15 protein-coding genes, 1 tRNA gene and 1 pseudogene are annotated in these 14,309 nt (G+C 65.5%); 5 read left to right on the forward strand and 12 right to left on the reverse strand.

Translation table 11 applies throughout. From position 1 onward, the window contains the following. Positions 1-70 precede the first annotated feature (70 nt). Positions 71-472: a hypothetical protein gene (locus tag AC5P67_RS02765; protein ID WP_014648738.1), complete on the reverse strand. Its 402-nt coding sequence runs from the start codon at positions 470-472 to the stop codon at positions 71-73. 187 nt (positions 473-659) lie between these two features. Between AC5P67_RS02765 and AC5P67_RS02770 the strand changes: the two genes are divergently transcribed. Genes AC5P67_RS02770 through AC5P67_RS02780 form a run of 3 tightly spaced genes read left to right on the forward strand, consistent with a single transcriptional unit; the run spans position 660 to position 3,305 of the window. Beyond that, positions 660-1,487 (forward strand): AraC family transcriptional regulator, encoded by an 828-nt coding sequence (locus AC5P67_RS02770; RefSeq protein WP_024957993.1) that lies wholly within the window; start codon positions 660-662, stop codon positions 1,485-1,487. 13 nt (positions 1,488-1,500) lie between these two features. Beyond that, positions 1,501-2,580 carry an alpha/beta hydrolase family protein gene (locus tag AC5P67_RS02775; RefSeq protein ID WP_087802585.1) on the forward strand — a complete coding sequence of 360 codons (1,080 nt, stop codon included), beginning with the start codon at positions 1,501-1,503 and terminating at the stop codon, positions 2,578-2,580. Positions 2,581-2,633: 53 nt separating this feature from the next. After that, positions 2,634-3,305, forward strand: coding sequence for a VOC family protein (locus AC5P67_RS02780; RefSeq protein WP_100443422.1), 672 nt, complete (start codon positions 2,634-2,636; stop codon positions 3,303-3,305). 1 nt (position 3,306) lies between these two features. Here the strand turns inward: AC5P67_RS02780 and AC5P67_RS02785 are convergent, their stop codons facing one another. From AC5P67_RS02785 to AC5P67_RS02795, 3 genes are all read right to left on the reverse strand, one after another. Then, on the reverse strand, positions 3,307-4,626 hold the full coding sequence (locus tag AC5P67_RS02785) for a TPM domain-containing protein (RefSeq protein WP_495214287.1): 1,320 nt from the start codon (positions 4,624-4,626) through the stop codon (positions 3,307-3,309). 2 nt (positions 4,627-4,628) lie between these two features. Next, positions 4,629-6,467 carry a M3 family metallopeptidase gene (locus tag AC5P67_RS02790; RefSeq protein WP_111189163.1) on the reverse strand — a complete coding sequence of 613 codons (1,839 nt, stop codon included), beginning with the start codon at positions 6,465-6,467 and terminating at the stop codon, positions 4,629-4,631. 73 nt (positions 6,468-6,540) lie between these two features. Continuing rightward, the gene (locus tag AC5P67_RS02795; protein WP_111117764.1) at positions 6,541-7,053 is read right to left on the reverse strand and encodes a hypothetical protein; all 513 of its coding nucleotides are present in this window, start codon (positions 7,051-7,053) and stop codon (positions 6,541-6,543) included. 82 nt (positions 7,054-7,135) lie between these two features. Here AC5P67_RS02795 and AC5P67_RS02800 point away from each other — a divergent pair, with 82 nt between their 5' ends. Continuing rightward, a complete protein-coding gene (locus tag AC5P67_RS02800) occupies positions 7,136-7,762 on the forward strand; it encodes a YiiX/YebB-like N1pC/P60 family cysteine hydrolase (RefSeq protein WP_099484241.1) in 627 nt (208 codons plus the stop codon). 51 nt (positions 7,763-7,813) lie between these two features. Here the strand turns inward: AC5P67_RS02800 and AC5P67_RS02805 are convergent, their stop codons facing one another. The 3 genes from AC5P67_RS02805 to ubiA form a co-directional block, all read right to left on the reverse strand. Beyond that, a complete protein-coding gene (locus AC5P67_RS02805; RefSeq protein WP_005414774.1) occupies positions 7,814-7,978 on the reverse strand; it encodes a hypothetical protein in 165 nt (54 codons plus the stop codon). Positions 7,979-8,251: 273 nt separating this feature from the next. Further along, on the reverse strand, positions 8,252-9,676 hold the full coding sequence (locus tag AC5P67_RS02810) for a short-chain fatty acid transporter (RefSeq protein WP_005411492.1): 1,425 nt from the start codon (positions 9,674-9,676) through the stop codon (positions 8,252-8,254). Between the two features lie 272 nt (positions 9,677-9,948). After that, the gene (ubiA, locus tag AC5P67_RS02815) at positions 9,949-10,842 is read right to left on the reverse strand and encodes a 4-hydroxybenzoate octaprenyltransferase (RefSeq protein ID WP_005411493.1); all 894 of its coding nucleotides are present in this window, start codon (positions 10,840-10,842) and stop codon (positions 9,949-9,951) included. A 149-nt stretch (positions 10,843-10,991) separates the two neighbouring features. Between ubiA and AC5P67_RS02820 the strand changes: the two genes are divergently transcribed. Next, a tRNA-Arg gene (locus AC5P67_RS02820) sits at positions 10,992-11,068 on the forward strand. A gap of 82 nt (positions 11,069-11,150) precedes the next feature. Here the strand turns inward: AC5P67_RS02820 and AC5P67_RS02825 are convergent. The 5 genes and pseudogenes from AC5P67_RS02825 to AC5P67_RS02845 form a co-directional block, all read right to left on the reverse strand. Next, positions 11,151-11,600 (reverse strand): hypothetical protein, encoded by a 450-nt coding sequence (locus tag AC5P67_RS02825; RefSeq protein ID WP_043034236.1) that lies wholly within the window; start codon positions 11,598-11,600, stop codon positions 11,151-11,153. Then, a complete protein-coding gene (locus AC5P67_RS02830; protein WP_224119306.1) occupies positions 11,597-12,094 on the reverse strand; it encodes a hypothetical protein in 498 nt (165 codons plus the stop codon). The genes AC5P67_RS02825 and AC5P67_RS02830 overlap by 4 nt, the downstream gene beginning before the upstream one ends. A 643-nt stretch (positions 12,095-12,737) precedes the next feature. After that, on the reverse strand, positions 12,738-13,205 hold the full coding sequence (locus AC5P67_RS02835; protein WP_227843593.1) for a hypothetical protein: 468 nt from the start codon (positions 13,203-13,205) through the stop codon (positions 12,738-12,740). A 14-nt stretch (positions 13,206-13,219) separates the two neighbouring features. Next, the gene (locus tag AC5P67_RS02840; RefSeq protein WP_154329644.1) at positions 13,220-13,390 is read right to left on the reverse strand and encodes a hypothetical protein; all 171 of its coding nucleotides are present in this window, start codon (positions 13,388-13,390) and stop codon (positions 13,220-13,222) included. Between the two features lie 283 nt (positions 13,391-13,673). Then, positions 13,674-14,309 (reverse strand): annotated as a pseudogene (locus AC5P67_RS02845) (RHS repeat-associated core domain-containing protein); the annotation flags it as partial.

Raw genomic sequence — 14,309 nt, forward strand, 5'->3', positions numbered from 1 at the left:
GCTCATCCGTAGATCCACGCCATGCATGGATGGGCAATGCAGACCCACGCCCCATCCCCGCACACTGCGGCTAGCCGTTGGCGTCGTCGCCAAAGCCGAAACGGGCCGGCCGTGCCGTTCGCAGCGGAACGAACATCATGGCGGCGAACACCACCAAGGCGGGGGTGGACATGATCCAGATGCCCCTGTTGCGAATCCCGATCCCCATGAAGTCGACCTGCAGATCGCCGATCCATTGCAGCTGCGTCAGTATCATCACCAGCCCGCCGATAGTCGCGCACGGCAACCCACCGTGACCGGCCCCCAACAACGTCGGTGTCAGAAACCCGCCCAGCAACGCGAAGCCGACACGGTACACCCAGGGATTGCCGCGCCACCGTGGCGCGCCGAACAACATCAGCAGCATCAGCGCCAGGGTCAACAGACTGGGAAGTACCCAGAGGGCAAGCAGCATTTCGATCATCTCGATCATCGGCCGGGCTCCGCTGGCCTGGCATCCCACGTCGTCGATCGCATCTCCCTGCTCCTCATCACGTCCATGAAGCACGCATTGTTGCCGGCACGCGGGCAGACGCAAAGCCCCGGCAGCGCAAGAACTGCTAAACGCCGCGCCTACCGATCCGCTACTGTGCCCGGCATCGGATTCAAGGAACGGCAGGATGAGCGCGGCAGGCAAGGCGTTGTGGTACATCGAAACCCATGCGGATCGACCGCTGGCACTGGCCGACGTCGCCGCTGCGGCGGGGCTGTCGCCGTTCCATCTGTCGCGCCTGTTCCAGGCCCGCACCGGTACCTCGGTGGTGCGCTACCTGCGCGGACGGCGCCTGACCGCGGCCGCGCAGCGGCTGGCCGCCGGCGCAGGCGACATCCTGCAGGTGGCACTGGGTGCGGGCTACACCACCCATGCAGCGTTCACCCGTGCCTTCAGCGAACAGTTCGGACAGACACCAGAGCGGGTACGCGAACAGGGCACCGACGGCCTGGCACTGGTGCAGGCGATCCGCGTGGACGAGGCGCCTGTACCCTGCGATGAGGCACCGCGCCTGCTCGACACGCCCGCCTTCCAGCTGGCGGGTATCGGCATGCGGCATACCCGCGACAGCGGCGGTGCGATTCCCGGACAATGGGCGCAGCTCAACCGGGAATGGCCGACGCCCGCTCCAATCAGCTTCGGCGTGTGCTGCAACAGCGATGACGATGGCGGCTTCGATTACATCGCGGCTCTGCCGGCAAGCGCGGTGCCGAGCGTGCCTGCGCATTGGCAACGGGTGGACGTGCCGGCGCGCCGCTATCTTGTGGCCTGGCACGGCGGGCACATCTCGGCCATCCGCTCGACCTGGTTCTGGCTGCTGGACCATTACCTGCCAGGCTCCGGCCTGAGCCTGGCAGAGGCACCGGACCTGGAACGCTACGACACCCGCTTTGATGAGCACACCGGCAACGGCGGCGTGGAGATCTGGCTGCCAGTCGACGAACGTCCCAACTGACAAGGAACTGAAGATGCGCATGATGGCCGCTGTGCTGGGAATGATCCTCATGGTCTCCACTGCCATCGCCGAGGGCAGCGAGACGCAGGCGGCCGGCGAGCGCCACGGCGCCACCATGGTGGCCAGCGCGGCTGTACGCGATGCGCAGCACCACGACGCGCTGCGCTACACGGTCTGGTACCCAGCGCTGGCCGGCAGCCGGGAAACCGCCCTGACCATCGGCCCGCCCGACGCACCGCTGTTCGAGGTTGGACGCGCAGCGGTGGATGCTCCCGTCGCGGGGGCTCGCCTGCCGACGCTGCTGCTGTCGCACGGTAACGGCGGCAGCGCACGCATGATGGGCTGGCTGGGCACGGCGCTGGCGCGGAACGGTTATCTGGTGATCGCGGTCGATCATCCCGGCAACAACGGTGCCGACGAGATGACGCTGGCCGGCAGCATGCTGAGCTGGCTGCGCGCGGATGATCTGCGCGCTGCGCTGGCCGCCGTGCAGGCCGATCCGATCCTCGGCCCGCATGTCGATCCAGAACGGCTGGGCGTGGTCGGCTTCTCGGCCGGTGGCTACACCGCGCTGCTGGCAGCCGGTGCACGGCCCAGCCTGCAGCGACTGCTGGCCTTCTGCACCGCGCACCCGGATGACGGCGTCTGCCAACCGCAACAGGAGGCGGCCACGCACACGATGCAGGCGCGCCGGGCCGCTGCGGCTTCGCCCGCGCTTGCCCCCTGGATCGCCGAGGCTGACGCACAGCGCGCGATTCCCGGCGTGCGTGCCGTGTTCCTGCTGGCACCCGCCATCGTGCAGGCGTTCGCGCCCGCGCAGCTGTCCGCGTTGCGGCAGCCGGTATCGATCATGTTGGGGACCGCAGACACCGTCGCGCCACCGGAGACCAATGGTGAGGCCGCACAGGCGCAGATTCCGCGCGCAACGCTGCAACGCCTGCCGGACGTGGGTCACTACGACTTCCTGGCGGCCTGTACCGTTGTCGGCGGGCAGAGGCTGCCCGAGCTCTGCAGCACTGCGGTTCCCAGGACGAAAACCCACCGGCAGGCGGTGGATGCAGCCACGCGATTCTTCGCCGACGCACTGCGCTAGTGGCCGCCGGATGCGGCCCGGCGCTACAGTGATCGCGTCCACGGAGAACGATCATGCGCCTGCTGCACCTCACCCTGCCGGTCTCCGATGTCGGCGCCGTCGCTGCGTATTTTCACGATGTCCTGCAGCAACGCGTGATCGGCCCCCATGTGCACATCGGCTGGAGCACGATCGAACTGCAGCCCGCTGAAGGACGTCCGCTCGGAGGCGTGCACCTGGCCTTCAACGTACCGGACAACCGCTTCGGCGAGGCAATGACCTGGCTGCGCGAACGCACGCCACTGCAACGCAATCCAGCAGGGCTGGATTACTTCGCGCTGGAAAGCAGCTGGCAGTCGCAGTCGGTGTACTTCACTGGCCCCGATGGCTTGATCCTGGAACTGATCGGCCGCCGCCGCTTGCCCGACAGTACGCATCAGGGCGCCTTCAACGGCAGCGAACTGACCTGCCTGAGCGAGGTCGGCCTGCCCAGCCACGATGTCGATGCTGTGCGCGAACAGTCCAGCCTGCGGTTTGGCCTGCAACCGATCAGCCCGCCTTCGCCGCAGTTCGCGCCGATGGGCGACGACGAAGGGCTGCTGATCGTGGTCGCTGCGGACCGGCGCTGGTTCCCCGAGCAGAAGGACCTGCCCAATGCGCAGGGGCTGTTGCTGCAGGTCGGCGACGTGGCCGGCCCGGGCGTTGTGGAGGACGCTGCACTCGGCTGGCGTGTGCAGGCGACCTGATCTACCAGCTGCCCGACGCGCCGCCTCCGCCGCTGCGGCCGCCGCCTCCGGACCAACTGCTGGAGCTGCTCGACGACGAACTGCTGGATGACGAACTGGACGCGCTGCGGTGGCCGCCGGATGATCTGCGGCTGCCGCGAGCCTTCTCACCTGGCAGCATGGTGAAGATCCAGGTGAAGTACAGCACGAGCGTGCCGGCACTCCACCCGATCGTCGTGGCGAGGCGCGCACCCGGGCCGGCGCGATCGATGGCCAGCAGTGCGAAGAGCACGTAGCCAGCGGTCAGCAGCAACAGCACTGCGCACCTCACCCCGAAGCTGCTGCGGTCCTTGTGCCAGCGCGCGCGGCACGCCTGTACGAGGAAAAACACCAGCATGGCCATGATGCCTACCGCCAGGTCCAGCGACGTGTGCAAGGCCAGACTGGGTGGCAACTGGCCACGCACCACCATCACCACGAAGAACCCCGAACTGACCCCGAGCATGCCGAGCAGCACCACGCGCACACCGCGGCTACGGCGCCAGCACCAGCCAAGCAGGCTCGCCACCGGTACGCACAACGCCAACACGATGCAGAGCGCTGCCAGTGCCTGGCGTGGCGCCCACATGGCCGCCGCCAGCAGGCCCGCGGCCACCACGGCCGTCACCAGCAGCGGACGGGCCCAGGCCGGCAATCGCTCCGGGTGCGCCTGCGCCGAGGGCGGCGAGCGCCACAGACCCGCAAGGAAGCCGGCCAGCAGCGTCAGTGCAACCACCGAGTCTGCGCTGCGCCAATCGGCCGGCAGCACGTTGCGCATCGATGGTTCTTCCCATGCCGGTAGGTCCTCGCCATCGATCAGCGCCACTATGATCTTCGTTCCGTCCAGCACGCCCTGGTCAAGGTCGCCATCGCGGAAGCGCGGCACGATCGCCTTGTCGATGATGCGGGCGGCATAGGCATCGGGTATCGCGCCCTCCAGGCCGTAGCCGGTCTGGATGCGTACACGGCGGTCCTGCACGGCCACAAGCAGCAGCACGCCATCGTCAACGCCTTCGCGGCCCAGCTGCCACTGGTCGAACACCCGCTGTGCGTTAGCTTCGATGCCTTCGTCGCCAACATGGTTGACTACCATCACCTGCAGCTGCGCGCCGGTGCGCGCCTGCAACTGGAATGCCTGCGTGCGCAGTTTGTCGCGGGTATCCGCCGAAAGTGCGTTGGCGGCGTCCACCACCGGATCATCCAGCGCAGGGACTGCAGCACCGGCCATCACCACCCTCGGCAACAGGCACAACAGCATCAACAGCCATGCCGTGGCCCAGGTGCACGTCATCCTGCGCAGCATCCTCACGTACCCCGCCCTGCCTCGATCCGCGCATGCAGCGCCTGCAGCTGTGCCGCCGTCTGGTTGAACACCTGGAGATCGGCATCCACCAGGGCCGCCCAGTCAGGCGCGTGCCCCAGCAGTTGCGCCACCTGCTCGTTCGGCGCGCGATCGAAGCCCTCGCCAAGCACGGCAAGATAGCGCGCACGGAACCCCTCGGGGTCGCGCTGGTCCTGCACATACAACTGCACGGCCAGCAGACCCGCATACAGGTAGTTCACCAGATAGTTCGGGTCTTCATACATCAGGCGCTTGCCGATCCAGGCGTTGCGCAGCTGCGGGTAGCGCTCCGGTTGCTGGCCGAAGCGTGCGAGCACCCGCCCGGTCAGCGCGTCCAGGTCATCGGCGGTGCCCAGCGTGCCGGCGGCAACGCCCTGGTAGATCGACTGCTCCAGCTGCGCTTCCTCGGATGAGGTGAACAGCTGCAGCACCATGTCGTCCAGCAGCGATTTCAGGTAGTAGGCCTTGGCACGCGGGTCCTGTGCCTGCTGGTACAGCTGGTCGCGGAAGCGCAGCTCGTTGTAGATCGCGAACGCCTCGGTCAGCCACTGGCTGCCATTGCGCTGCAGCGGCGACGCATGACCCCGCTGCATCCACTCGCCGTGCAGGGCATGGCCAGCTTCATGGGCGATCTCGACATCGCTTTCCAGGTCCCCGCTGCGGACACCAACGAACAGCATTGCCGGCACACCGGGAGCGCTCACGGAGAACGCGTCCTGGCTGCGGTCACCGCGTTCGGTGGCCAGATCCATGCGGTGGCTGGCCGGATCGAGCAGCGCGCGCAGTTCAGCGACGTACGCCGGGCCCAGGTGCTGCATGGCATCGGCGGCGTTGTCGCGCAGCTGCGCCAGCGTCAGCATCGGTGGCGTGTAGCCGGCATCGGGCACCGTGGTATCCCAGATCTGCGGCGCGTCGATGCCCGATCGCGCAGCGTGGTGCAGCAGCATCTCCTGGTAGGCGCGGCGGTCTTCCGCATGCTGTTCGATCGCCACCAGCGTTGCATCCACTGCAGCAGTATCCAGGCCCATGCGCTGATAGCCATGTGCCGGCGCCGAGCCGTCACCCTGCAGGCGTGCCGCGGCGTCATTCACCTGCACCAGCCCCAGCAGCACCGACGCCATCGGCTCACGGCGCGATTGCAGACCTTGCCAGTAGCCCTTCCAGCCCGCCTCGCGCAGGGCGCGGTCGGGCTGCCGGGCCAGTGCCTGCCTGTCGCGCCCCGTGTCCCAGTGCCGGCCGCCGTGCTCGATCTGCGGGTACTCGGCGCTGCGCAGGATCTGCCCACGCAGGCGCGCGAAGCTGTCCAGCGCCGGATCGGCCAGTGCCTCCACGGCCTCATCCAGCGCGGCGTTGGCCGGGGCGGCGGCCTCCTTCAACGCGCGTGCGCGCAGGAAGCCATAGGGTGCTGCCCATGGTGCATCCGCGGACGCCTCGCGCAGAGCGGCGCGGCCGCTGCGGGCAATGCGGCTGCACAGCCCCATCACCTGGTCCAGCGCCTGGGCCGGACGCTGATCACGCGCATTGCGGGCGGCCTGCAGGTGCAGGTAGCTGTGATGGCGCAGGCACTGCGCCTCCAGTACCTCGGCCTGCCGGAAGCGTTCCGCGGGTGCAACGGTGGACGCCTGCTGCAGAGCCTCGACGCGCTTGCCCAGTGCGTCACGCGCGGCCTGTTCGGCGGTGGCATTGGCGAAGTAGGCGCGGTCATCGGCATGCACCGACTGTGCCTGGGCGCCGCTGAGGGAGGCTATCGCCAGCACAGCTGCGATGGCGGTGGTGGTGGCGTGCTTCCTGAAAGCCTGCATCGGCGTCTCCCTGCCTGGACCAGGGATCGAGCCTAGCAGTCACTGGCCCGCCGCGCCTGTGCCGGATCAGGTTTCAGATCGACTCGTCCTCACGCTTGACCAGTGTCCAACACGGCGTCTGCGCAAAGGTGTAGGTCTGCTGGTCGCTGCTGTCCGGCATACGGATCTGCACCTGCCGCTGCCCATCGGCCAGGGGGCTGATCTGTATTTCGCGGCCCTGGCCGGCCAACGCGGCAGGATCGGGCATCACCGGCCACTCCACATCGGCCAGCGCCAACCGGCTCTCCACCTTGCGCGGTTCCGGCTCGGCCTCCGCATCGATGTAGCTGTCCAGCAGCGGGTCGGCAGTGGCCTTTTCCTGCAGCGCGATCTCATTGCCGAAATGCTTCAGGAATGCATCGAATTCCGGGTGGGGGCATTCACTGCGTGCAGCCACAGGTGTGGGCTCGGCGGCAGTGATCGCCGGCGCCGCTGCGGCAGGCCCGGCTTCGCCCGCTGTCTGCTGCGGCTGCGGCGCAGGCGTGCAGGCAACCAGCACCACGCCACAGGCGAGCATCAGCAGTGCGGCAGAACGGTATCGACACATGGGCTCATCCTGAATCCGGTCCGGTCGCTCCATGCTACCGCGCGCCCTACAATTCCGGCATTCCGCCTGTCCGAGAGTCCTCATGCATCGCCTCCTGCTCCTGATCGGCCTGCTGCTGCCCGCCCTGTGGCCAGCGGTGGCGATGGCCGTCGATGTCCACGAAGGCGATCTGCTGTTTGTCACCGCCGGCCGCAGCGGCCTCAGTGCCGCCATTGACGATGCCACCGGCAAGCAGGGCGCGCCCAGCTTCGATCACGTCGCCCTGGTCGCTTCCACGCCGAAGGGCTGGGAGGTATTGCATGCGGACGAGAAAGGATCGCGCCGGCAATCGCTGGTCGAGTTCCGCCAGGAGGCGCGCGCCAAGCAGCGGCAGATCGTGGTCTATCGCCTGCATGCGCCGCAGCAGGCGGCCATCAAGGATGCGGTCGCCACCGCGCGCACGATGCTGGGCAAGCCGTACAACACGTCGTATGTGTTGAACGAGGACAGCTACTACTGCTCGGACTTCATCGAACGCGTCTTCCGTGCGCACCACGTGTTCGCATTGCAGCCGATGAACTTCCGCAACCCGCAGACCGGGGAGATCGCCCAGCACTGGGTGGATCTGTACCGCGGCATGGGCATGGACGTACCGCAGGATCAGCCCGGCACCAATCCGAACGACATGTCGGCAGCGCCGGTGCTGCAGCGTCTCGGCGTGCTGGAATAAGCAAAGCCCCGCACGGGGCGGGGCTTTGCATCACCGGAGCTGGTGGCGAGGTCACTCTTCCTCGTCCTGCCCACCCTGCTGCTGGTTGCGCTGGTTGCGCTGCTGCTGTTCCTGCTGCTGTTGCTGCTGCTGGTCGCGGCCACGACCCTGCTGCTGATCCTGCTGGTTCTGCTGGCCCTGCTGCTTCTGGTTCGGGTTCTGGTTCTGCTGTGCCATGTCCGATCTCCAAAGCCACTCGCGGAATGCGGTGGACGTGGCCATCGTCTGCAGCGAATGGTTAATCACGCGTGGGTGCGCGGCTACATCTGCGTGTACGCCTGTGAATGAACGCGCAGAAGCCCTTGTGGCACAAGCGGCTGAAGAATTCATGCGGGTTCGGCATGTGCTCATGCAGTGGTCAGCATGGCGCGCATTCATGGCGTTCTCAGCCGGAAACACGCGCGGAAGGAGGCTGGCTTCCCAACTCACGCAGGCAAGCAAGCCCAGCATTCAGGGCATCACCGGCGGCACATACGCCAGGGTCATCCCCAGCAGCCACAGCAGGCCCAGCACCAGCGGGATGTGCACCAGCAGCTGTATGAAGGTGAAGCCCACGATGTCGCGTGCCTTCAGACCCAGCACGCCCAGCAGCGGCAGCATCCAGAACGGATTGATCAGGTTCGGCAGCGCTTCGGCCGCGTTGTAGACCTGCACCGCCCAGCCCAGGTGTGCCTTCAGTTCGTTGGCGGCCTGCATCACGTACGGCGCCTCGATGATCCACTTGCCACCACCGGAGGGCACGAAGAAGCCCAGCACCGCCGAGTAGACGCCCATCACCAGCGCGAAGGTATCGGTGCTGGCCACGTGCACGAACAGGCTCGACAGCCGGTGCGCCAGTGTCTGCCCGTCGCCACCGGCAGCGTGGGTGAGGATCATCGCGATGCCACCGTACAGCGGGAACTGGATCAGCACGCCGGTGGTGCTGGGCACCGCCTTGGCCACCGCGTTGAGGAAGCTGCGCGGCCGCCAGTGCAGCAGCAGGCCCAGCGAAATGAACAGGAAGTTGTAGGTGTTGAGGTTGGCGATGGCGGTGACCACCGGCTTGTTGGCGAACTCGTTGAACAGCCAGCCGAACGCCAGCAGCGAGAGCAGCACGGTCAGCAGCGGGCTGTACTCCAGCCATTCGCCCGGGCGCGTGCGGCGCTGCAACGGCTCCGGCTCGGCCTGCGCGGCGCCGGGGAAGTCTTCAGCGGTACGGGCACTGCCGGCGGCCGGTGCGGTCAACCAGGCGATCAGCAGCGAGACCAGGATCAGCACCGCGGTCAGTGCGATCGACTGCCACAGGAAGATGGTTTCGGTGAACGGCAGGACGCCGGTGATCTCGACCAGGCCCGGCGGCATGCTGGCCGGGTTGGCCTGCAGCTGTGCGGCCGACGAGCTCAATCCCATGGCCCACACCGCACCCAGGCCGAGGTACGCCGACGCACCGGCCGCGCGGTAGTCCATGCGCAGTTCGGTGCGGCGGGCCAGCGCGCGCACCAGCAGGCCACCGAACACCAGCGAGAAACCCCAGCTGAGCAGCGAAGCGAGCATGCTGACCAGGCCTACGTACACCACCGCACCGCGGCCGGTACGCGGCACCCGGGCGAGGAAATCGATGAAGCGTGCGACCACCGGCGCGGTGGCCACGGCGTAGCCACCGATGACCACGAAGGCCATCTGCATGGTGAAGGGAATCAGGCTCCAGAAACCGTCACCGAAGGCGCTGGCGGTGGCCTGCGGGGTCGAGCCGAAGCCCATCGCGGCCAGCGCGACGATGACCACGCCCAGCACCGCGAACACGTACGCATCGGGGAACCACTTTTCCGCCCAGGCGGCCGAGCGCAGCGCTGCGCGCGCCATCCAGCCGTCCTGTACTGCTGCCGTCGAGGCCATCGCCTACCCTCCCAGGTTCGATGGATCGATTCTGGGCGGTGGGGTGCGGCCTGTCAGCCACCTATTGGTCGTAGGTCGCGGAGGAGGGTAGTGCCGGCCGCTGGCCGGCAACCTCGGGATCGCACACGGGTGCAGCCGGCCAGCGGCCGGCTCTACCAGATCCAAGCATCATCGCAGGTGGTGGAAGGCGGTAACGCCGGCCGCTGGCCGGCAATTTCCCAATTGGGATGGTCGTGCAGCCGGCCAGCGGCCGGCTCTACCTCACCTTGGGCTCAACGCAGTGCCAGATCCACGGCGATGCCGGCAAACAGCGCGGCACCCACCCAGTTGTTGTGCAGGAACGCCTTGAAGCACGGGCCGCGCTCGCGGTTGCGGCAGATCCAGAATTCGTACACCACCAGCGCGGTGGCCACGGCCACGCCGGCCAGGTAGTACCCACCCAGCCCGCCACGCACGCCGACCAGCGCCATGGTGGCCAGGAACAGCGCGTACAGCACGCCCTGGATGACCAGGTCGAGGTCGCCGAACAGGATCGCGGTGGAGTGCGAGCCCATCTTCAGGTCGTCCTCGCGGTCGACCATGGCGTACCAGGTGTCGTAGGCGGTGGACCACAGGATGTTGCCGGCGTACAGCAGCCAGCCCAGCATCGGCACCTCGCCCTGCACGGCGGCGAAGGCCATCGGGATGCCCCAGCCGAACGACATGCCCAGGTAGACCTGCGGCAGATGGGTATAGCGTTTCAGGTAGGGGTAGCTGGCGGCCAGGAACACGCCGATGAAGCTCAAGCCGATGGTCAGGCCATTCAGGGTCAGCACCAGGCCGAAGGCCACCAGCATCAGCACGGCGAACAACGCCAGCGCAGCTCGGCCGCTGATTGCGCCGGTGGCCAGCGGACGCGCCTTGGTGCGTTCCACGTGCGGGTCGAGCCAGCGGTCGGCGTAGTCGTTGATGACGCAACCGGCCGAGCGGGTCAGCCACACGCCGGCTGTGAACACGAACAGCGTCCACAGCGGCGGCAGGCCGCCAGCAGCCAGCCACAACGCCCACCAGGTGGGCCACAGCAGCAGCAGCGTGCCGATCGGGCGATCAGCACGCATCAGACTCCAGTAATGCCGCCAACGCGGCGTCGCCGGCGACTGCGGCGAAGTGAGGGGGGTATCAGCCATGGCGATAGGATACTCCTGCCCCTCCGGCAGGGCTTTGCCGGTGGGGGGAGATTTGTTCGACGAAACTGGATAGAATGCCGGTCCCGCACCGCCTCATGGCGCTGCGACGCCCGCCCCGGCACTGGCCGACGGCGCGGCGGTTCTACAACGCGCCCGTAGCTCAGCCGGATAGAGTAGTGGCTTCCGAAGCCATTGGTCGGGGGTTCGAATCCCTCCGGGCGCGCCATTTTTCCTTCATTGCCTGTACGCAGCGTCCCAACCGGGCGATGCTGCGAAGTCGCAAGGAATCCGGCTCGCCGCCAGGAATGTCAGGGAATGAACGTTGCCGAGCGATGTTCGCAACCGGCAGCGTCCTGTACCACGATGGAGTAATTCGCGCCCGCGCTGGATGCGCCGGGCAGGAACAGGCCATCACCATCGAACAGAACGCTCTGCTGTTCATCCTGCCCGATCGACACCCCGATCGCTCCCGGTGTGATTTCCTCAAGGATCACGTTGTAAGGCCGCCAGGCATCTTCGCCTGTGCGCCTCATCTCTGCGCGAGCGGTCCTTGAGTTCAACCTGCGTCTCTCATCCACCCACAGCTGAAGCGGCTGACCAGCGTTGTGGCTGACCTGGAAGCGCCCATAGGTCAGCCCGTCGATGCTCTCGGTGCCGATGTAAGTGAATTGGGCAGGCTGACACTTCGTCGTGCGGTTCGGATGCGCCGCACAGGATGTCAGTGCGGCCGCGAGGCAAAAGGCAGTCAGGCGCTTCATGGGTTCGAGGCCTGATGTGGGTGGTTGTCGCGGCGGAATGCGGCGGTGAGGGCAACCAGCACTACGCCCCAGAGCGGCGTGAGCAGCACGACGCTGATCACCGTCAGCGAAACCGGTACCTGCCAGAGCAGCGATGGCCTGAATCCGCTGAATCTGTAGGCTTCCAGTACAAGTACCACGACCTGGGCCAGAAGGCCCGCGAGCAGCCCCAAGCCAGCCCCCTTGGCAAGCCGCCTGAACGTCAGGCGGCCAGCGGCGGGAACCCGTGCGCCAATTCCCAGCAACAGAAGGCTGACGGCATACAGCCAGAAGAAAACCTGATGTGAGTCGAAGGCGTAAAGCGCCCTGCCCACAAAGTGCAGGAACAGCCAGAGTGCTCCACACGACACTGCGTAGGCCAGCCCGTACCGAAGAATCTGCCTCGCTTTCATCTTGTACCTCTCCGAGGCGTGCAGGCCGATCGCGTTCTGTTGTGGAGGAGCGCGGGAGCTCATGCACCTTGCCTCCTGCTTGGCGGCCTACTCACGCAGCCCATCGCGCAGCGCTGAGAGTACCTGCCTGCCCGAGTCACTGTCGACACCGAACCGGGAAAGCAGTTCGCTGAGTACAGGATCCATGATGTTCATCGAGCTGCACGCACGGTAGAGCCCATTGCGTTGGCCCGATGGTGATCCGTCCTGTAATCCATCCCTTCGTCAGCTCCCTGCCGGCCTACATGCCCCGCAACCTGCCCCAGCTCAAGCCAAGCGGTGCGTGCACCGCGGGGTGATGCCCTCAATCGATCAATGCGCCACAACGGCCAATCGCTCCGCACCCACCATGGATTCGCATGAAAAAGAACAGCCCGTCCCCATCTGGCCTAGCGGTCTACCGTTACGCCTGTGATCGATAGCTCGATCGTCCCGGGAAGCTCTGCTCAAGAATCATGATTTGACAGGAATCAACCGGCCTTCCCAAGCGCCCTCTACTAGAAGTGCAATCTTCTGCGCCGACAGAGGCCTCAATGAAGACCACGGTGTCGCCAAGCCGCTCAACAGCTGCAATCTATGCCCCCGCCCGCAAACACACCAACAGAGCGCTCGCAAATGAAATTCCCACTTCCCTATTCCCACCTCAGACCCACACACATAAGAATCTTCAAAGCGCTCCTGAACACCCTCCGAAGACCTTGGCAGGCCTCTTACTCAGGCTCACAGCAACCACTCGATGCACTTGCTCCCCACAACTTCCCATTACCCCGTACAAGATGAGAATTCCATTTTCATTTATGTAGCCGACAAAACTCCCGCCTCCTGCACCCGAGGCCGCTCTGACGAGATAAACAGTCTCCCCCTCTGCCGGCACTAACCCATTCAACTGTAGTGGCGCGAATTTCTCAGCCGCATCCGATGCTTGGATGATGCTCAAGTTCTGATCGAGCATCCACTGAGCAATCGATTTTTCGCTCTGCGGATTCAAGGTGGCCAAGCGGTCACTTCGAAGTGTCGTCGAGTTCCCAGGAATGATCTCATCCGATGAAACGTCCACCCAATCTGAGTTCCATTCAATGTGTTTGATCTGGCTAGTGCCACAGCCTCCGAGCAATGGAAGAAGGAGCGCAGCCACGCGTAGACTCACCATCATTTGCACCCCAACCGCTTCTTGATAGCATCCCGAACCCTATCGTCTGGAACGCCAAGATGCTCTGCCATGATGTTTCCCTCCCACCCCGGAACGGGCTTGGTAGAACGAGATGGCGCCTGCGACACCACATCGTACATATCAAAACGACCATCGTACTTGAATTTCATCAAATGCCCTGCTTCGTGCGCAGCCGTCCACTCAGTGTTTCCTGCATACCATTTACCGACACTGCCTCCAGTTACGGTCACCCCCCCTCCCCAGCGGAACCTCAACACGGTTTAACCGACCTTTCTCCGGCTGGCTAACAGTCACTGTAAATCCGGGCGCAGACCAGGTCGATTCAATTGCATTTATCATTTTACTCAAAGTCTCAGGAGTAGCTCCCTCAGCACTGAAGCGAATAGGGATGTCGATATGAACTCCACCATCCACGCAAGTGCAATTGGCCAGCAGTCCGAGCGGATCAACCGCCTGCACTGGATCAGCTGATACATAGGAGAAGGTAGATACCCCCCGTCGAATCCCATCGGATCACTCTGCGAATAGCGCCCCGCTGCCGGGTCATACTCCCGCTGGTAGTTGTAGAACAACCCACTCGCATCCGTGGCCTGCTGGCCCGGAAATCGCAGCGCCAGCTCGAACGCCACACCATCGCCATCCGGATCAGCACTCGGAATCTGGTTACCGAACACCTCACTCTTGTTGCTCCACTCCCAGATCGCCGCATCGCGCATCGGATCGATCACCACGCGCGGCGTACTCAGATGATCCGGCTGCACGTAGGCCAGCTGCGGAACACCGGTACTCGGCACATTGATCAGCGCCACCGGATAGTTGTCCAACCAGATGGCCTGCAACTGCGCCTGGCCCGTGGCCGAGTAGTTGCCCAGCCACTGCCCGGCCTCATCGTACAGCGTGATCTGAGCTGCGCCACCGGCTGGAGTACGCAGCACGCGCTCGCCGCGATGGTTGTAGGCGTAGCTCTCCAGTACAGCATCGCCCTGCTTCACCGCGTTCATGCGGTTGGCATCGTTGTAGGTGAACGTCTTGCTGCCGATGCTGCTGGTATTGCCCGCTGCGTCATGG

It is taken from the genome of Stenotrophomonas sp. YJH_SMC_21, from assembly GCF_059369555.1.